The sequence below is a fragment of the Nocardioides sp. B129/18 genome (assembly GCF_055282735.1).
This window is the reverse complement of record NZ_JBUZJI010000023.1, coordinates 1-16,695: the sequence shown is the minus strand read 5'-3', so window position 1 is coordinate 16,695 and position 16,695 is coordinate 1. Positions and strand designations below refer to the sequence as shown.

General features: G+C 74.5%; 17 protein-coding genes. 11 read left to right on the top strand and 6 right to left on the bottom strand.

Annotation, left to right across the window (positions count from 1 at the left end; all coding sequences use genetic code 11):
* Positions 1 to 46: 46 nt before the first annotated feature.
* Complete coding sequence (locus ACZDWJ_RS15280) at positions 47 to 772, top strand: Type 1 glutamine amidotransferase-like domain-containing protein (protein ID WP_463522177.1); 726 nt, start codon at positions 47 to 49, stop codon at positions 770 to 772.
* 30 nt (positions 773 to 802) lie between these two features.
* On the opposite strand, the gene ACZDWJ_RS15275 is transcribed toward ACZDWJ_RS15280, so the two are convergent.
* The 4 genes from ACZDWJ_RS15275 to ACZDWJ_RS15260 are packed head-to-tail and all read right to left on the bottom strand — an operon-like array spanning position 803 to position 2,013.
* Positions 803 to 1,066: a hypothetical protein gene (locus ACZDWJ_RS15275; protein ID WP_463522175.1), complete on the bottom strand. Its 264-nt coding sequence runs from the start codon at positions 1,064 to 1,066 to the stop codon at positions 803 to 805.
* Complete coding sequence (locus ACZDWJ_RS15270) at positions 1,063 to 1,581, bottom strand: NUDIX domain-containing protein (protein WP_463522173.1); 519 nt, start codon at positions 1,579 to 1,581, stop codon at positions 1,063 to 1,065. The genes ACZDWJ_RS15275 and ACZDWJ_RS15270 overlap by 4 nt, the downstream gene beginning before the upstream one ends.
* Positions 1,582 to 1,603: 22 nt before the next feature.
* A complete protein-coding gene (locus ACZDWJ_RS15265; RefSeq protein WP_463522171.1) occupies positions 1,604 to 1,771 on the bottom strand; it encodes a hypothetical protein in 168 nt (55 codons plus the stop codon).
* A complete protein-coding gene (locus ACZDWJ_RS15260; protein ID WP_463522169.1) occupies positions 1,768 to 2,013 on the bottom strand; it encodes an antitoxin in 246 nt (81 codons plus the stop codon). The genes ACZDWJ_RS15265 and ACZDWJ_RS15260 overlap by 4 nt, the downstream gene beginning before the upstream one ends.
* 61 nt (positions 2,014 to 2,074) lie before the next feature.
* On the opposite strand from ACZDWJ_RS15260, the gene miaA reads away from it, so the two are divergent.
* From miaA to hflX, 6 genes are all read left to right on the top strand, one after another.
* A complete protein-coding gene (gene miaA / locus ACZDWJ_RS15255; RefSeq protein WP_463522167.1) occupies positions 2,075 to 3,040 on the top strand; it encodes a tRNA (adenosine(37)-N6)-dimethylallyltransferase MiaA in 966 nt (321 codons plus the stop codon).
* A 66-nt stretch (positions 3,041 to 3,106) separates the two neighbouring features.
* Positions 3,107 to 4,972 (top strand): gamma-glutamyltransferase, encoded by a 1,866-nt coding sequence (ggt, locus tag ACZDWJ_RS15250; protein WP_463522165.1) that lies wholly within the window; start codon positions 3,107 to 3,109, stop codon positions 4,970 to 4,972.
* Positions 4,969 to 5,634: a pyridoxamine 5'-phosphate oxidase family protein gene (locus ACZDWJ_RS15245; RefSeq protein ID WP_463522163.1), complete on the top strand. Its 666-nt coding sequence runs from the start codon at positions 4,969 to 4,971 to the stop codon at positions 5,632 to 5,634. Before ggt ends, ACZDWJ_RS15245 begins: the two co-directional genes overlap by 4 nt.
* A complete protein-coding gene (gene dapF, locus ACZDWJ_RS15240) occupies positions 5,631 to 6,479 on the top strand; it encodes a diaminopimelate epimerase (RefSeq protein ID WP_463522161.1) in 849 nt (282 codons plus the stop codon). The genes ACZDWJ_RS15245 and dapF overlap by 4 nt, the downstream gene beginning before the upstream one ends.
* 56 nt (positions 6,480 to 6,535) lie before the next feature.
* Positions 6,536 to 7,312 (top strand): SDR family NAD(P)-dependent oxidoreductase, encoded by a 777-nt coding sequence (locus ACZDWJ_RS15235; protein WP_463522159.1) that lies wholly within the window; start codon positions 6,536 to 6,538, stop codon positions 7,310 to 7,312.
* 236 nt (positions 7,313 to 7,548) lie between these two features.
* The gene (hflX, locus tag ACZDWJ_RS15230; RefSeq protein WP_463522157.1) at positions 7,549 to 9,102 is read left to right on the top strand and encodes a GTPase HflX; all 1,554 of its coding nucleotides are present in this window, start codon (positions 7,549 to 7,551) and stop codon (positions 9,100 to 9,102) included.
* Here hflX and ACZDWJ_RS15225 read toward each other — a convergent pair.
* Both ACZDWJ_RS15225 and ispF read right to left on the bottom strand, forming a co-directional pair.
* Entirely contained in the window at positions 9,090 to 10,016 is a 927-nt protein-coding gene (locus ACZDWJ_RS15225) for an alpha/beta fold hydrolase (protein ID WP_463522155.1), read from the bottom strand. The genes hflX and ACZDWJ_RS15225 overlap by 13 nt on opposite strands.
* A 193-nt stretch (positions 10,017 to 10,209) precedes the next feature.
* Positions 10,210 to 10,722 carry a 2-C-methyl-D-erythritol 2,4-cyclodiphosphate synthase gene (gene ispF, locus ACZDWJ_RS15220; RefSeq protein WP_463522153.1) on the bottom strand — a complete coding sequence of 171 codons (513 nt, stop codon included), beginning with the start codon at positions 10,720 to 10,722 and terminating at the stop codon, positions 10,210 to 10,212.
* Positions 10,723 to 10,753: 31 nt separating this feature from the next.
* On the opposite strand from ispF, the gene ACZDWJ_RS15215 reads away from it, so the two are divergent.
* The 4 genes from ACZDWJ_RS15215 to ACZDWJ_RS15200 all read left to right on the top strand — a co-directional run bounded on the left by ACZDWJ_RS15215 (position 10,754) and on the right by ACZDWJ_RS15200 (position 16,294).
* Positions 10,754 to 12,340, top strand: a complete 1,587-nt coding sequence (locus tag ACZDWJ_RS15215) for a molybdopterin-dependent oxidoreductase (protein WP_463522151.1) — start codon at positions 10,754 to 10,756, stop codon at positions 12,338 to 12,340.
* Positions 12,341 to 12,414: 74 nt separating this feature from the next.
* Positions 12,415 to 13,821, top strand: coding sequence for a cysteine--tRNA ligase (gene cysS, locus ACZDWJ_RS15210; protein WP_463522149.1), 1,407 nt, complete (start codon positions 12,415 to 12,417; stop codon positions 13,819 to 13,821).
* Entirely contained in the window at positions 13,821 to 14,762 is a 942-nt protein-coding gene (gene rlmB, locus ACZDWJ_RS15205) for a 23S rRNA (guanosine(2251)-2'-O)-methyltransferase RlmB (RefSeq protein ID WP_463522147.1), read from the top strand. Before cysS ends, rlmB begins: the two co-directional genes overlap by 1 nt.
* A 62-nt stretch (positions 14,763 to 14,824) precedes the next feature.
* Entirely contained in the window at positions 14,825 to 16,294 is a 1,470-nt protein-coding gene (locus ACZDWJ_RS15200; RefSeq protein ID WP_463522145.1) for a metallophosphoesterase family protein, read from the top strand.
* The last annotated feature ends 401 nt before the right edge of the window (positions 16,295 to 16,695 follow it).

Genomic DNA, 16,695 nt, shown 5'->3' with positions numbered 1-16,695 from the left:
GCACCCCCGATGGCGCCCGAGAGATCTCCTTACCTAGGGTCGAGCCATGCCTGCTGACTCCCCCACCATCCTGGCCACGTCGGGCGGTGCGCGCGCCGGCCGACGCGGGCGCTGGTCGGTCGCCCCCCTGACCGACCTCGCCGTCGACCTCTCCGGCGTCGAGGGCCGCGCCCCCAAGGTCACCTTCGTCGCCACCGCCTGCGGCGACGACTCCGGCACCCTCGCCGCCTGGTACGCCATGGCGCAGGAGCGCGGCTTCGACGCCAGCCACCTGGCCCTGTTCACGATGCCGAACGTCGACGACATCACCGCCCACCTGCTCGAGCAGGACGTCGTGTGGGTCTGGGGCGGCAGCGTTGCCGGGCTGCTCGCGATGTGGCGCCTCCACGGCGTCGACCACGCGATGCGCGCCGCCTGGGAGGCCGGCGTGGTGCTCACGGGCGTCTCGGCGGGCTCGATCTGCTGGCACGTCGGCGGCCCCACCGACTCCTTCGGCCCCGAGCTGAGGCCCATCGACGACGGCCTCGGGCTGCTGCCCTACAGCAACGGCGTCCACTACGACGGCGAGGAGCAGCGGCGTCCGCTGCTGCAGCGCTGCGTCGCCGACGGCACCCTGCCCGACGGCTTCGCCACCGACGACGGCGTCGGCCTGCTCTACCGCGGCACCGAGATGGTCGGCGCCTACGCCGAGCGCGACGGCGCGGGCGCGTACCGCATCGTCCGCGAGGGCGACCGCGCCGTCGAGACGCGGCTGGACGTCACCCGCCTCTGACCTCCGAGTGCGAGGCGAGGCGGGCCGGCGTCAGGCCGGGGACTCCTCGGCGGCGTCGGTGACGGCCTCGCCGTCGGCGGACTCAGTGGCCTCGGTGGAGGTGTCCTCGCCCTCGCGGGTCTCCGCGGGGGCGGCGTCGACGGCCGGGTTGTGCTCCGGCGGCAGCTCCGGGACGACGGGGTGCGGGTCGACGTCCTCGATCGCGTCGGGGCCGCCCGGGTGCAGCTCGGGGGTCTCGACCTGCGGCTCGGGCAGGTCGCCGATCGGCGGGTGGGCCTGCTCTGCGTCGCTCATGCGGGGGCTCCTTCGGCGGTGGCGGTCTCGAATCCGAACGTCGAGTACGGGGGGAGCGTGCCGGCGCGCAGGCCGTCGAGCACGTACCGCTCGTGGGGGACGACGGGCCCCGGCAGGTCGTCGAGCGCGTCGAGGCGACACCAGCGGATCTCGGCGGCCTTGCGGGTCTCGACGACGTGCGGCTCGCCGTCCCAGCGGCGGGCGGTGAAGAAGAGGTCGAGGCGCTGCTCGATCTCCTCCTCGCCGCGGCGGCGCTGCATCGCGGTGAGGAACTCCAGGCCGTCGGCGGGGTCGAGCCCGATGCCGAGCTCCTCGCGGGCCTCGCGGACCGCGGCGTCGTAGCCGGTCTCGCCGGCCTCGAGGTGCCCGGCCGCCGCGGAGGCCCAGTGGCCGTCCATGAAGCCGGTGTTCTGACGCAGCTGCAGCAGCACCTCGGTGCCGCCGGCGTCCTCCGGTGCGCCGCGCAGCAGGAGCACGTAGGAGGCGGGGACGACGGCGTAGCGGCCCTGGATCATCGGCGCTCCGCCGCGGTCACGGTCACTGGCTGGGCTCGCCGTCGGTGGTGCCGGCCTCGTCGCGCTGCGCCGCGGCGTCGGGGTTCTCGGCGTCGTCGGGCGACGGCAGCTCGCCGTCGTGCTCGCCGGGAGGGTCGAGGTCGGTGGGCAGCGAGTCGCCGCGCTCCTCCTCCGGGACGGGGGCCGTCACGAGGTGGGGCCGCCGTCGGTGCGCCGCTTCTCGTCGGACTCCAGCTTCGAGAGGCCCTCCTTGGCCTTCGCGGAGGCCTGGGCGATCTTCGAGTGGTGCTTGCCGCCGGTGCGCTTGTCGGCGGCCTGGGCGGCCTTGTCGATGCCGCCGGCGATCTTGTCGCCGTGCTTGTCGACGGCCTCGGTGAGCTTGGCCCTCGCCTGCTCGATCCGCTTCTTGTCCAGCCTGTCGAGGAAGCCCATCTCCCACTCCCGAAGTCGAGCCGGCCGCATGGGTGGGCCGGCGGATTGCCACACTAGCCACATGTCCGAAGCCCCCGAGCCGCCCGAGCGGGTGGCGTCCGCCGTGCCGGTGGTCGCCGTCGTCGGGGCGACGGCGTCGGGCAAGACCGCGCTCTCCCTGGACCTCGCCGAGGCGCTGGGCGGGGAGATCGTCAACACCGACGCCATGCAGGTCTACCGCGGCATGGACGTCGGCACCGCCAAGCTCCCGCCCGCCGAGCGCCGCGGCGTCGCCCACCACCTGCTCGACCTCCTCGAGGTCTCCGAGCCGGCGACGGTCGCGGAGTTCCAGGAGCGCGCGCGGGCCTGCGTCCGCGAGCTGCGGGGGCGCGGCGCGGTGCCGGTGCTCGTCGGCGGCTCGGCGCTGTACACCCGCGCGATCCTCGACCGCTTCGAGTTCCCCGGCACCGACGAGGCGGTGCGCGCCCGGCTCGAGGTCGAGCTGGAGCGGATCGGCGCGCCCGCCCTCCACGCCCGGCTCGCCGACGTCGACGCCGAGGCCGCGGCCCGGATCATCCCCGAGAACGGCCGCCGCGTCGTCCGTGCGCTCGAGGTCGTGGAGATCACCGGCCGCCCGTTCAGCGCCTCCCTGCCGCAGCTGGAGTACGCCGACCCCGCGACGGTGCAGATCGGCGTCGACATCGACCGGCCCACCCTCGACGCCCGCATCGAGCAGCGGGTGGCCGCGATGTTCGACGCCGGGCTCGTCGCCGAGGTCGAGCGGCTCCTCGACGCCGGCCTCGCCGACTCCCGCACGGCGTCCGCGGCCATCGGCTACCGCGAGGTCGTCGCGCTGCTGGCCGGGGAGATCGACGAGGACGCCGCCCGCGAGCGCATCGCCGCCGCCACCCGCCGCTTCGCCCGGCGCCAGGACTCCTGGTTCCGCAAGGACCCCCGCATCGTGTGGGTGCGCCACGACGACCCCGACCGCCTCACGCAGGCGCTCGCCGCCGTCGAGGCCGTCCGCGGGGGTCCGTCGGCCGGGTGAGCCGGACTGTCGGTGGCCGGGTGCAGGGTGGTCGGCACCCTTCGATCTCGGCGAAAGGCGCATCCCGTGTCCCCTCTGCACCGCCCCTCCCGCGCGCTCCTCGCGCTGACGCCGCTCCTGCTCGGCGCCGCCCTGGCCGGCTCCCCGGCGCTGGCCGACTCCCCGCGGGCTGACTCCTCCCACGGCTCCGGCACCGGTGGCCCGCAGGCGGTCAAGCAGCCGCTGGCACGCGGCACGGGCGGGGCCGTCGCCTCGGTCGACCTCGACGCCTCCCGCATCGGCCGCGACGTGCTGGCCCGCGGCGGCAACGCCGTCGACGCCGCCGTCGCGATGGCCGCCGCGCTCGGCGTCACCGAGCCGTTCAGCGCCGGCATCGGGGGAGGCGGCTACCTCGTCTACCGCGACGCCCGCACGGGTCGCGTCAGCACCCTGGACGGCCGCGAGACCGCGCCGGCCACCATCCCCACCGACGCCTTCGTCGACCCCGCCACGGGCAAGCCTTACCGGCTCAGCCCCGAGCTGGTCACCAGCGGCGTCTCGGTCGGCACGCCCGGCACGCTCGCCACCTGGTCGGAGGCGCTGCGCCGCTGGGGCTCGCGCTCGCTGAGCGCCTCCCTGGCGCCCGCGGCCCGCCTGGCCGCGCGCGGCTTCGTCGTCGACCAGACCTTCCACGACCAGGTCGTGGCCAACCAGGACCGCTTCTCGGCCTTCACCTCCACCCGCCGGCTGTTCCTGCCTCGCGGGAAGGCGCCGGCCGTGGGCTCGCGCTTCCGCAACCCCGATCTCGCCCGCACCTACCGCCTGCTGCAGCGCCAGGGCACCGCCCCGCTCTACCGCGGACGCCTCGGCGAGGAGGTCGTGCGTGCCGTGCGTCGCCCGCCGATCGCCCCCGGCACCACGCTGCCGGTGCCGCGCGGCCACCTCTCCACCGCCGACCTCCGCGCGTACCGCGTCACCAGCCCGCCGCCCACCCGCGTCGGCTACCGCGGCCTCGACGTCTACGGCATGGGCGGCTCGTCCAGCGGCGGCTCCACGGTCGGCGAGATCCTGAACATCCTCGAGCGGCACCGCCTGCGCACCCTGCCCGACACCGGCGTCCTCCACCTGTTCATCGAGGCCAGCGCCCGCGCCTTCGCCGACCGTGCCGCCTACGTCGGCGACCGCCGATTCGTCGACGTGCCCGACGACGTCCTGCTCTCCGACGCCTTCGCCGCGCAGCGCGACTGCACCATCGATCCGCTCGCCGCCTCCACCAAGCCGGTCGCGGCCGGCGCGCTGGACGGCTCCGGTGGCTGCGCCGCGGCCACCGGGCAGCGGGCCGAGGACCACGAGAACGTCGAGACCACCAACCTCACCGTCGTCGACCGCTGGGGGAACGTCGTCGAGTACACCCTCACCATCGAGCAGACCGGCGGCTCGGGCATCGTCGTGCCCAGCCGCGGCTTCCTGCTCAACAACGAGCTCACCGACTTCAGCCTCGTCTACGACGCGGCCGACCCCAACCGGCTCGCGCCCGGCAAGCGGCCGCGCAGCTCGATGGCGCCCACGATCGTCCTCGACGACGGCCGTCCGGTGCTCGCCGTCGGCTCCCCGGGCGGCTCGACGATCATCACCACCGTCGCGCAGGTGCTCGTCGACCGCCTCGACCGGCGCCTCTCCCTGCTGGAGTCGATCGCCGACCCGCGCGTCACCCAGCCCAACGCCGCGACGGCGCCGGCCGAGCAGGCCTTCCTCGACCGCTACGGCGCCGGCCTGGAGGCCCTCGGGCACCGGTTCGTGCTCGTCGGCGACGGCAAGCCCGGATCGCGCGAGATCGGCGCCGCCACCGGCATCGAGATCGACGGCCGCCGCCTCACCGCCGTCGCCGAGCCGTCGCGTCGGGGCGGTGGATCGGCGCTGGTGGTCCGACCGGCACTACCGTTGCGTCCATGACCAGCCCCGCCACCGCCGCCCACCCCACCGCCGGGGAGGAGCAGGTCGTCGACAGCGTCGAGGCCCTCCGCGCGATCATCGGCACCCCGATCGACCGGGTGCGCGACAAGGTCCGCGGCGACCTCCTGCCGGTGCACCGCGACTGGCTGGCCGCCTCCCCGTTCTGCGTGCTCGCCACCGCCGACGCCCAGGGCCGCTGCGACGCCTCGCCGAAGGGCGACCCCGTCGGCTGGCTGACCCACGTCATCGACGAGCGCACCCTCGCCATCGCCGAGCGGCCGGGCAACCGTCGCGTCGACGGGTTCCTCAACGTGCTGGAGAACCCGCACGTCGGGCTGGTCTTCCTCATCCCCGGCCGCGGCGACACCCTGCGGGTCAACGGCCGGGCGCGCATCGTCTCCGAGGCGCCGTTCTTCGACGACATGGTCGTCCGCGGCCACCGGCCGATCCTGGCGCTCGTGGTCGACGTCGAGGAGGTGCTCTTCCACTGCAGCAAGGCGTTCCTGCGCAGCGAGCTGTGGGACCCCGAGACCTGGGACCCCGAGGCGTCGGTGCCGCGCCGGGCCGTCATCGCCCAGGAGGTCGAGGCCAGCGACGTCCCGCTGGAGGAGCTCGACGCCTACTACGGCCCCTCCTACGCCGACGGGCTCTACCGCTCGTGAGCCCCGAGGCCTACCCCTTCCTCAAGGGCCACGGCACGCAGAACGACTTCGTGCTCCTGCCCGACCACGACGCCGCGCGCCACGGCCGGCTCGACGCCGCCCGGGTGCGCGCGCTGTGCGACCGGCGCGCGGGCCTCGGCGGCGACGGCGTCCTGCGGGTCGTGCGCACCGAGGCGGTCGCGGAGGTCGCCCACCTCGCCGCGCAGGCGCCCTGGTTCATGGACTACCGCAACGCCGACGGCTCGGTCTCGGAGATGTGCGGCAACGGCATCCGGGTCTTCGCCCGGCACCTGATCGACGCCGGTCTCGTGGCCGCCGAGGCCCCGATCCCCGTGGCCACCCGCGACGGCGTCAAGACCATCGACGTCGTGGGCGAGCGGCTGCGCGTCGACATGGGCGTGCCGCGGGTGCTGGGGGAGACGGCCGTCTCCGTCGGCCACCTGACGTGGTCGGCCCGCCACGTCGACATGGGCAACCCGCACGCCGTCGCGTTCGTCGACTCCCTCGACCCCGCCGGCCCCGTCGGCCCGCTGCTGGAGGCGCCGACCCACGACCCCTCGGTCTACCCCCACGGCGTCAACGTCGAGTTCGTGGTGCGCCGCGGCGAGCGGCACGTCGCGATGCGGGTGCACGAGCGCGGCTCGGGCGAGACCCGCTCCTGCGGCACCGGTGCCTGCGCGGTGGCGGTCGCGGCGGCCGTGGCCGACGGACGCGCCGAGGGCGAGGAGGTCGGCTACCGCGTCGATTTGCCCGGCGGCACCCTCGAGATCGCCTGGACCGCCGCCGGTCGCGTGCTGATGACCGGCCCCGCCGTGATCGTCGCGGAGGGCGTCACCAGCCTCTGAGGTCCCACGCGTCCCGACCGTGACACCATCACTGTCGAGGTCGCTATGCTCCGGCCATGGACATCACCGGATCCACTGCCATCGTCACGGGCGGGGCGTCGGGCATCGGCGCCGCGGCCGCCCGCCTCCTCGCCGAGCGCGGCGCCGTCGTCGTCGTCGCCGACCTGCAGGCCGAGAAGGGCGAGGCCCTCGCCGCCGAGATCGGCGGCGTCTTCGCCCAGGTCGACGTCACCAACACCGAGCAGATCACCGCGGCCGTCGACGCCGCCGTCGAGATCGCTCCGCTGCGGGCCGTCGTCAACTCCGCCGGCATCGGCTGGGCCCAGCGCACCATCGGTCGCGACGGCCAGTACGACTCCGCGCACTCCCTCGAGGCGTTCAGCAAGGTCATCGCGATCAACCTGATCGGCACCTTCGACATGACCCGCATCGCCGCCACCGCGATGAGCCGCAACGAGCCCGACGCCGACGGCTGCCGCGGCGCCATCTGCAACCTCGCCTCCGTCGCCGCCTTCGACGGTCAGATCGGCCAGGCCTCCTACTCCGCCTCCAAGGGCGGCGTCGTCGGCATGACCCTCCCGGTGGCCCGCGACCTGTCGGCCTCCGGCATCCGCCTCAACACCGTCGCCCCCGGCCTCATCGACACCCCGATCTACGGCGAGGGCGAGGCCGCCGACGCGTTCAAGGCCAACCTCGGCTCCAACGTGCTCTTCCCCAAGCGCCTGGGCACCGGCGCCGAGCTCGCCTCGATGGTCGTCGAGACCATCACCAACTCCTACATGAACGCCGAGGTCATCCGCGTCGACGGCGGCATCCGGATGCCCCCGAAGTGACCCGACCCTGACGCCCCGCGTCGCCCGACCCCCGTCCGCCAGGGCGGGGGTCGTGTCGTCTCCGGGCCGGGGCAGTTTCCCCGGATATCCGGGGAAGCTGGACGTTGTCAGGGGAAGTTGCCCCTGACAACGTCCAGTTCTCCCTGACCTGATGCGCGGTCGGACGCCCGCCGCGGCGTCCGCCCACGGCTTAACCGCTCGCGCGGGGGAGCGGGCCGACCTAGGCTGGCAGGCGTATGAGCAACGCACCTGACTTCTCCCTCGACGCCGAGCTGGCCGCCACCGCCGCCTGGGACGCCTCCGACGAGCCCCTCGACGCCGCCACCCTCGACGAGACCGACCTCGACGCCGACGACGCCGACGACGCCCTCGAGGACGACGGCTTCGTCTCGGGCTACGCCGACGAGCCGGATCCCGAGGAGGACCCCACCGTCGGCGCCATGGAGCTCGCCGAGCGCCACCAGCTGCGCCGCGTCGCCCAGCTGCGCACCGAGCTCGAGGACATCACCGAGGTCGAGTACCGCCAGCTGCGGCTCGAGCGCGTGGTGCTGGTCGGCGTGTGGACCGAGGGCAGCATCGCCGACGCCGAGAACTCCCTCGCCGAGCTCGCGCTGCTGGCCGAGACCGCCGGCTCGGAGGTGCTCGAGGCGATCTACCAGCGTCGCCAGAGCCCCGACCCGGCCACCTACATCGGCCGCGGCAAGGTCGAGGGCCTGCAGGAGATCGTCCGCGTCACCGGCGCCGACACCGTCATCTGCGACGGCGAGCTCGCGCCGAGCCAGCTGCGTAACCTCGAGGACCGGCTCAAGGTCAAGGTCGTCGACCGCACCGCGCTGATCCTCGACATCTTCGCCCAGCACGCGAAGAGCCGCGAGGGCCAGGCGCAGGTCGAGCTCGCGCAGCTGAGCTACATGAAGCAGCGCCTGCGCGGCTGGGGCGGCAACCTGTCGCGTCAGGCCGGTGGACGCGTCGCCGGCGGCGCCGGCATCGGTGGCCGTGGCCCCGGTGAGACGAAGATCGAGACCGACCGCCGTCGCATCAACACCAAGATCGCCAAGCTCAACCGCGAGCTCAAGCAGATGAAGGTCACCCGCGACGCCAAGCGCTCCGAGCGCCGTCGCAACCAGATCCCCTCGGTCGCGATCGCCGGCTACACCAACGCCGGCAAGTCCTCGCTGCTCAACCGCATCACCCGGGCCGGCGTGCTCGTCGAGGACGCCCTCTTCGCGACGCTGGACCCCACCACCCGCCGCACCACCACCAGCGACGGCCGCGTCTACACCGTCAGCGACACCGTCGGGTTCGTCCGGCACCTGCCCCACCAGCTCGTCGAGGCGTTCCGCTCGACGCTGGAGGAGGTCGCCGACGCCGACCTCGTGCTGCACGTCGTCGACGGCTCGCACCCCGACCCCGAGGGCCAGATCTCGGCGGTGCGGGAGGTGTTCGCCGACATCGGCGTCACCGAGATCCCCGAGCTGATCGTCATCAACAAGGCCGACCTCGCCGACCCCCTCGTCATCGCCCGCCTGCGGGCCCGTGAGCCGCACAGCGTCGTCGTCTCCGCGCACACCGGTGAGGGGATCGAGGAGGCGCTGGCGCTCATCGAGGGCGAGCTGCCGCGGCCGTCGGTGCCCTTCCACGTGCTGCTGCCCTACGAGCGCGGCGACCTCGTCAACCGGCTCCACCAGCACGGCGAGATCGACAGCATCGAGCACACCGCGGACGGATCGATCGTCAGCGGCCACGCCAGCGAGTCGCTGGCCGGCGAGCTCGCCGCCTACGCGGTCTGAGCCGCCCGGGCCGACTCGACGCCCGCGCGGGTCTGCTCGACCAGCTCGAGCAGCTGGCCCGTCACGAGCTCGTGGCGCTCCAGGGGGAGCATGTGCCCGGCGTTCGGCTCGACGATGAACCGCGCCCCGAGGATCGACGCCGCCAGGCGACGCCCGTGGTGCGGCGGCGTCAGCAGGTCGCGGGTGCCGACGAGCACGCGCGTCGGGATGCCGTCGTAGGCCTTGAGGTCGGCGGCGCGCTCGTGGGTCATGAAGTCGCGGTAGAACCCCGACATCGTGGCCGGCGGGCAGTTGATGATCTGGTCGACGACCAGGCCGGCGTCACGCGGACGCAGCGGAGCGCCGAAGAGGAACCGGTTCACGACCTGCCGCTCGATCGTGGGGGTGCGACGGCGGTTGGCGCGCGAGTACAGCCGTGCGCGCGTGGCGAGGAGCGCCGGGATCCGGCCGCGCAGGCGCGGTCCCAGGTCGGGCAGGCCGAGGGTGACGGTGTCGAGCTCGCCGGCCGAGGTCGAGACGAACAGCAGCGCGGCGATGCGGTCGATCAGGTCGGGACGCACCTGCGGCAGCGCGGTCATCGTCATGCCGCCGATCGAGTGGCCCGCCACGACCAGCCGGCCGGTGGGAGCGAACGTGTCGACCACGAGTCCGAGGTCGACCGCGAGGTTCTCGATGGTGCAGTCGCGCTCGGGAGCGGCGTCGGAGTGACCGTGACCGCGGTGGTCCCAGGTGACGATGCGGACGTCGGCGCCGTAGGCGGCCAGCAGGTCGCTCACCTGGTAGTGCCAGTCCTCCTCGTCGGCGGTCCAGCAGTGCGCGAGGACCACGACGACGTCGGCGTCGGGACGTCCGTAGGTGGTGACGTGCAGCCCCAGCCCGTCGTGCGTGGTGAGGCGATGGGTCGTCTTGGCCATGGCGGGCTCCTGCGGGTACGGCTGTCCTCGGTGGGGTGAGCGACCTCACGGTAGCCGCGTCGAGGCCCGTCGTCGAGGGTTACCGCGACATCGTGTCCGGTTAGTTCGCGGGGGATTGGTCAGGGGAACTTGGGCGAAACGGGCCCCAACTTTCCCTGACCATCGAGAAGTTCCCCTGCTGACCGGGGAACTTCTAGGTCGCCGCCGGGACCACCAGCGCGGTGGCGATCGCGGCGACGCCCTCGCCCCGGCCGGTCAGGCCCAGGCCGTCGGTGGTGGTGGCGGAGAGGGTGACGCGGGCGTCGAGGGCGGCGGCGAGGGCGGCCTGGGCCTCCGCGCGGCGGGGGCCGAGGCGGGGGCGGTTGCCGATGACCTGGACGGCGACGTTGCCGATCTCGAAGCCGGCGGCGCGCACCCGGCGGGCGGTCTCGGCCAGGAGCGCGGCGCCGGACGCGCCGGCCCACTGCGGCTCGGAGGTGCCGAAGTTGGAGCCGAGGTCGCCCAGCCCGCAGGCGGAGAGCAGGGCGTCGCAGGCGGCGTGGGCGGCGACGTCGCCGTCGCTGTGCCCCTCCAGCCCGGCGCTCTCCTCGGGCCAGGCCAGACCGGCCAGGTGCATGGCGACGCCGTCGGCGAGGCGGTGCACGTCGGTGCCGATGCCGACCAGGGGCAGGGCGGGGCGGGAGGGGTGGGACGGAGAGGCAGCCACGCGCTCATCATGTCCGAGGCAGAATCGAGGCGTGAGCACCACCCAGGAACGTCCCGACGCAGCGCAGGCGCCCGAGCGCGAGGCCGTGCAGGGCTGGGCGCTGGCCGGCGTCGCCACCGGCGTCGCCGGGCTCGGCGCGGCCTACCTCGTCTCGAGCCTGCTGTCCCTCGACGCCGACCCGGTCTCCGCGGTCGCCGACTCCGTCATCCGGCTCACGCCGGGCCCGGTCGTCGAGTGGGCCATCCAGGCCTTCCAGCATCACGACAAGCAGGTGCTGCTCGGCGGCATCCTCGTGGTGCTGGTGGCGGTCTTCGCCGGCCTCGGCGTCCTCGCGCGGCGTCACACCGGCCTCATGCTCACCGGCTTCCTGGTGCTCGCCGCCGTCGGCGGCCTGGCCCTGGCCACTCGCTCCGGCGCCGGCGCGACCGACCAGCTGCCGATCCTGGCCGGCTTCCTGGTGTGGAGCGTCGGGCTCGGCTGGGCGGTCGAGCCGCTGCGACGCCTCGACGTCGCCCGCGAGCACGACCCCGCCCTCGCCGCGCAGGAGCAGGGCCAGACCCGCCGCGTCGTGCTGCTGCGCGCCGCGGCGCTGGCCGCGGGGGCGGTCGTCGCCGGCGCGGTCGGACGCGTGGCCGGCCGGGGCCGACAGCGCGTCGAGGAGGCGCGGCGGATGCTGCGGCTCGAGGGCGTCACCCGCCCGTCGGTCCCGCGCGGCGCCCACCCCGACGTCGCCGACCTGCCGCCGTGGCAGACGCCCGTCGACGACTTCTACCTGATCCACACCGCCTTCACGCCGCCGACGATCGCCCCGGCCGACTGGAGCCTGCGCATCCACGGCATGGTCGAGCGCGAGATCACGCTGCGCTACGACGACCTCGCCGCTCGCGACATCACCGAGGACTGGATCACCCTCAACTGCGTCTCGAACGAGGTCGGCGGCACCCTCGTGGGCAACGCCTGGTGGAGCGGCGTCCGGCTGGCCCCGATCCTCGCCGAGGCCGGCGTCAGCCCCGACGCCGACTGCGTCCTGCAGACCTCCAAGGACGGCTGGAACTGCAGCACCCCGCTGGCCGCGCTCACCGACGACCGCAACGCCATGCTCGCCCTGGCCATGAACGGCGAGCCGCTCACCGTCGACCACGGCTTCCCGGTGCGCACCCTCGTCCCCGGCCTCTACGGCTACGTCTCGGGCACGAAGTGGGTCGTCGACCTCGAGGTCACCCGCTTCGACCAGGTCGACGCCTACTGGACCCAGCGCGGCTGGGGCGAGAAGGGGCCGGTCAAGATCGCCTCGCGCATCGACGTCCCGCGCTCGGGAGAGGGCGTGCCGGCCGGCGACGTCGTCGTCGCCGGCGCCGCGTGGATGCAGCACACCGGCATCTCGGCGGTCGAGGTGTCCCTCGACGGCGGCCCGTGGCAGCGCGCCACCCTCGGCTCGGTGCCCGGCGTCGACAGCTGGGTGCAGTGGTCGACGACGGTGCAGGCCGACGCCGGCGACCACATGGTCACGGTGCGGGCCGTCGACGCCGACGGCCAGGTGCAGACCGCGGTGGTGCGCGACGTCCTGCCCGACGGCGCCACCGGCCTGCACCGGGTCGACTTCACCGCGAACGCCTGATCCGCGCCCAGCCTCGAGCCCGGTCCCGGGCGCACGATGCCGGTCACGACGCCGATCGCCACTAGGATCGGCGGGTGAGCCTGCGCCTGTACGACACCGCCGCCCGAGAGGTCCGCGCCTTCGAGCCGGTCCGCCCCGGTCACGCGAGCGTCTACGTCTGCGGCCTCACCGTGCAGGGCGAGCCCCACGTCGGGCACGTGCGCTCGGCGGTGAACTTCGACGTCCTGCGCCGCTGGCTGGAGCGCTCGGGCCTGCGGGTCGACTTCGTCCGCAACGTCACCGACATCGACGACAAGATCCTCGCCAAGGCCGCCGAGGCCGACCGGCACTGGTACGAGCACGCCGCGCTCATGCACCGCGAGCTCAGCGCCGCCTATGCCGCCCTCAACGTCGCGCCGCCCACCTACGAGCCGCTGGCCACCGGCCACGTGCCGGAGATGCTCGAGCTGATCGAGCTGCTCATCGAGCGCGGCCACGCCTACCCGGCCGCCGACGGGTCCGGCGACGTCTACTTCGACGTCCGCTCCTTCCCGGCCTACGGCGAGCTGACCCGACAGGGCATCGACGACATGGAGGCCGCCCAGGACGCCGACCCGCGCGGCAAGCGCGATCCGCGCGACTTCGCGCTGTGGAAGGGCCGCAAGGACTCCGAGCCCGCCACCGCCTCGTGGCCCAGCCCGTGGGGCCGCGGTCGCCCGGGCTGGCACATCGAGTGCTCGGCGATGGCCGGGAAGTACCTCGGCGAGACCTTCGACATCCACGGCGGCGGCGTCGACCTGCGCTTCCCCCACCACGAGAACGAGCAGGCCCAGTCGCGCGCGGCCGGCCACGGCTTCGCGCGGTTCTGGATGCACAACGCCTGGATCACCACGGCCGGCGAGAAGATGAGCAAGTCGCTGGGCAACAGCCTCACCATCCCGGCGGTGCTCGAGCGCTTCCGCGGCATCGAGCTGCGCTACTACGTCGTCGCGGCCCACTACCGCAGCCACGTCGAGTTCTCCTTCGAGGCGCTGGAGGAGGCCGCCGTCGGGTTCCGACGCATCGAGCACCTCCTCGAGCGCGCCGGCTCCGCCGACGCCGCGGCGGCTCCGGCGGAGCTTCCCGAGGCCTTCGTCGCCGCCATGGACGACGACCTCGGCACCCCCGCCGCAGTGGCCGTCGTCCACGAGCACGTCCGCGAGGGCAACCGCCTGCTCGCCGAGGGCGACGACGCCGGGGCCCGCGCGGTCGCCGGCGCGATCATGGCGATGCTCGACGTGCTCGGACTGCACCCCGCCGACCCCGCCTGGGGCGGCACCGGCGGTGACGACGAGCGGCTCACCGCCGCCGTCGACGTCCTCGTGGCCGGCCTGCTCGAGCAGCGCGCCGAGGCCCGGGCGGCGAAGGACTTCGCCGCCGCCGACACGATCCGCGACCGCCTCAAGGCGGCCGGGATCGAGATCACCGACACCCCCGACGGACCGAAGTGGAGCATCGGCTGATGGCCGGCAACAGCCAGCGCAAGGGCGCGATCCGCAAGACCAACAAGGCCCCGACGGCCGGATCGGGCGGACGCGTCCGCCGCGGCCTGGAGGGCAAGGGCCCGACGCCGAAGGCGCACGAGCGGCCCAACCACAAGGCCTACAAGGCCGCCCAGGCCGAGGCCCGCAAGGCCGGCCAGCGGCCCAAGCGACGCTCCAGCGGCGACGCCGAGTGGATCGCCGGACGCAACCCGGTGGTCGAGGCGCTGCGCGAGGGCGTCCCGGCCAACGCCGTGTACGTCGCCGAGGGCGCCGAGCGCGACGGCCGGCTGCGCGAGGCCTTCGCGATCGCCGCCGACCGCGGCATCGCGCTGCTCGAGGTCGGCCGCGGCGAGCTCGACCGGCTCACCGGCGGCGCGGTCCACCAGGGCCTGGCCGCCCGCATCCCGGCCTACGAGTACGCCCACCCCGACGACCTCCTCGAGCGCGCCGCCGAGATGGGCGAGAAGCCGCTGATCGTCGTCCTCGACTCCATCACCGACCCCCGCAACCTCGGTGCGGTCGTGCGCTCGGCGGCCGGCTTCGGCGCCCACGGCGTCGTGATCCCCGAGCGCCGCGCGGCCGGCATGACCGCCAGCGCCTGGAAGACCAGCGCCGGCGCGGCCGCCCGCATCCCGGTGGCGCAGGCCGGCAACCTCACCCGTCAGCTGAAGGCCTACCAGGACGCCGGCTGCATGGTCGTCGGCCTGGCCGCCGACGGCGAGGTGTCGCTGCCCGACCTCGACCTCGCCACCGGCCCGCTGGTGCTCGTCGTCGGCTCCGAGGGCAACGGCCTCTCCCGCCTGGTGGCCGAGACCTGCGACCAGCTGGTCTCGATCCCGATGGCCAACCAGGTCGAGTCGCTCAACGCCGGCGTCGCCGCCAGCGTGGCGCTCTACGCGATCGGTCAGGCGCGCAGCTGAGGCTGGCCCTCGCCGAGCGTGCGCGCTCCCTCCCACGCCCCACCGGCCGGCGGCTCGCCGCGGTGGCGGCGTGGCTGGGCTGCGCGCTCGTCCTGACCGCGGTCCTGTTCCTCGGCGGCAGCCGGGAGACGACGCTGGCCGGGCACGACGCCGTCGTCCGCCCGACGCTGCGCGGCGACGTCGTGGTGCGCACCGGCCCGGTGCTGCCCGACCTGCGCCTGCCCGCGGGCTCACGGGTGGGCGTCGAGGTCACGCTCGGCAAGACCGACGTGGCCACCACCGACGAGCTCGTGCAGCGCTACGCCCTCATCGCCTCCTCGCCCGAGGGCGCCGAGGCCCGGGTGCGCGAGGCACTGGGCGATCTGCTCTACGACAGCGCGCTGCGCGGCGGCGTCCTGGCCCTGGTGCCGCTGGGCGCCTGGGCGGCGCTGGGCGCGGCGAGGCGAGGCGAGCTGCTCGCTCGGATGCGCACCCGGCGCGGTGCGGGCGTCGTCATGCTGGTGCTCGTCGGCGGCCTGCTGGTCTGGCAGCCGTGGAGCGAGGAGACCGACGCCGCGCAGCGCTCGTGGGTGCCGCTCGCGCAGGTCCTCGGGCCCGACGTGCCGGTGCCCGACGGCCTCGACGCCCTCGAGGTCAGCGGCGACGTCACGACCCGGCAGACCGAGCGGCTGGTGCGCTCGGCCATCGACACCTACGACCGCAGCCGCACCTTCTACCGCGCCGCCGCCACGTCCGTCGCCGACCTGGACGTCCGGCGCCCCGAGGAGGGCGAGACCGTCGCGCTCCTGGTCTCCGACCGCCACGACAACGTGCAGATGGACGCCGTCGCCCGGGCCCTGGCCGACACCGCCGGCGCCACGGTGGTGCTCGACGCCGGCGACGACACCTCCGCGGGCAAGGAGTGGGAGGCCTTCTCGCTGGACTCCCTCACCGCCGCCTTCGACGACGGCCCCGTCGCGCGGGCCCGCTATGCGGTGACGGGCAACCATGACAACGGCCCGTTCGTCGGCACCTACCTCGGCGACCACGGCTGGCGGGTGCTCGACGGCGACGTCGTCGACACCGCCTGGGGCGGGCCGCTGCTCGGCGTCGGCGATCCACGGGCCAGCGGCCTGGGCAGCTGGCGCGACGAGAAGGGCCTGAGCTTCGACGAGGTCCGCCAGCGCCTGGCCGACGCCGCCTGCGCGGCACCCGAGCGCATCTCGACGATGCTCGTGCACGACGCCCGGCTGGGCCGCGACGCCCTCGCGCGGGGCTGCGTCGACCTCGTCGTCGGCGGGCACCTCCACGTGCAGCGCGGGCCCGAGGCGGTCGTCGGCGAGAACGGGTCGATCGGCTGGAGCTACACCAACGGCACCACGGGCGGCGCGGCCTACGCCATCGCGCTGGGCACCAAGCCGCGGCGGGCCGCGGGGCTGACGCTGCTCACCTATCGGAACGGCCGGCCGGTGGGCGTGCAGCCCGTCCAGCTCGACACCGACGGCACCTGGACGGCCGGCTCCTACGCCGCGCTGAGCGCCCCGTCCGACTGACGGCGGCCGCCCTCCGCCCTCCCTGCGGGTGAGGATCCCCCGGGGGGTCTCGCGGCGGAACGGGGCCCTGCGAGGCCCTCGCGGCACCGGACCAGACCAGGCGTCCGACCCCTACCAACCGGTAACCATCTCAGTCCCCGACCAGTAGGTTGCAGTGTGTCCCGCATCACCTTTCGACGTGATAATCGTTAGAACAGAAACCTGTTCTAGTTTTTGGAGGCACCCGTGGCACGCACCCCCCGACCCAGCCGACGCCGTGCGAGCGGCGTCGTCGCCGTGGCCGGACTCGTGCTGGCCCTCGCGGCCTGCGGCTCCCGCCTCGACCCCGACCAGGTGGCCGGACAGTCCGGGCTGACCCAGACCGGCAACGGCGCCCCCGGCCAGGTCGCCTCCGACGGCGC

Coding starts and splice junctions, on each gene's coding strand:
- ACZDWJ_RS15270 (WP_463522173.1), bottom strand. CDS start 1,581: ATGATCCAGGGCCGCTACGCCGTCGTCCCCGCCTCCTACGTGCTCCTG.
- ACZDWJ_RS15245 (WP_463522163.1), top strand. CDS start 4,969: ATGACCAGCCCCGCCACCGCCGCCCACCCCACCGCCGGGGAGGAGCAG.
- ACZDWJ_RS15275 (WP_463522175.1), bottom strand. CDS start 1,066: ATGAGCGACGCAGAGCAGGCCCACCCGCCGATCGGCGACCTGCCCGAG.
- ACZDWJ_RS15280 (WP_463522177.1), top strand. CDS start 47: ATGCCTGCTGACTCCCCCACCATCCTGGCCACGTCGGGCGGTGCGCGC.
- ACZDWJ_RS15235 (WP_463522159.1), top strand. CDS start 6,536: ATGGACATCACCGGATCCACTGCCATCGTCACGGGCGGGGCGTCGGGC.
- rlmB (WP_463522147.1), top strand. CDS start 13,821: ATGGCCGGCAACAGCCAGCGCAAGGGCGCGATCCGCAAGACCAACAAG.
- ACZDWJ_RS15225 (WP_463522155.1), bottom strand. CDS start 10,016: ATGGCCAAGACGACCCATCGCCTCACCACGCACGACGGGCTGGGGCTG.
- hflX (WP_463522157.1), top strand. CDS start 7,549: ATGAGCAACGCACCTGACTTCTCCCTCGACGCCGAGCTGGCCGCCACC.
- ACZDWJ_RS15260 (WP_463522169.1), bottom strand. CDS start 2,013: ATGGGCTTCCTCGACAGGCTGGACAAGAAGCGGATCGAGCAGGCGAGG.
- miaA (WP_463522167.1), top strand. CDS start 2,075: ATGTCCGAAGCCCCCGAGCCGCCCGAGCGGGTGGCGTCCGCCGTGCCG.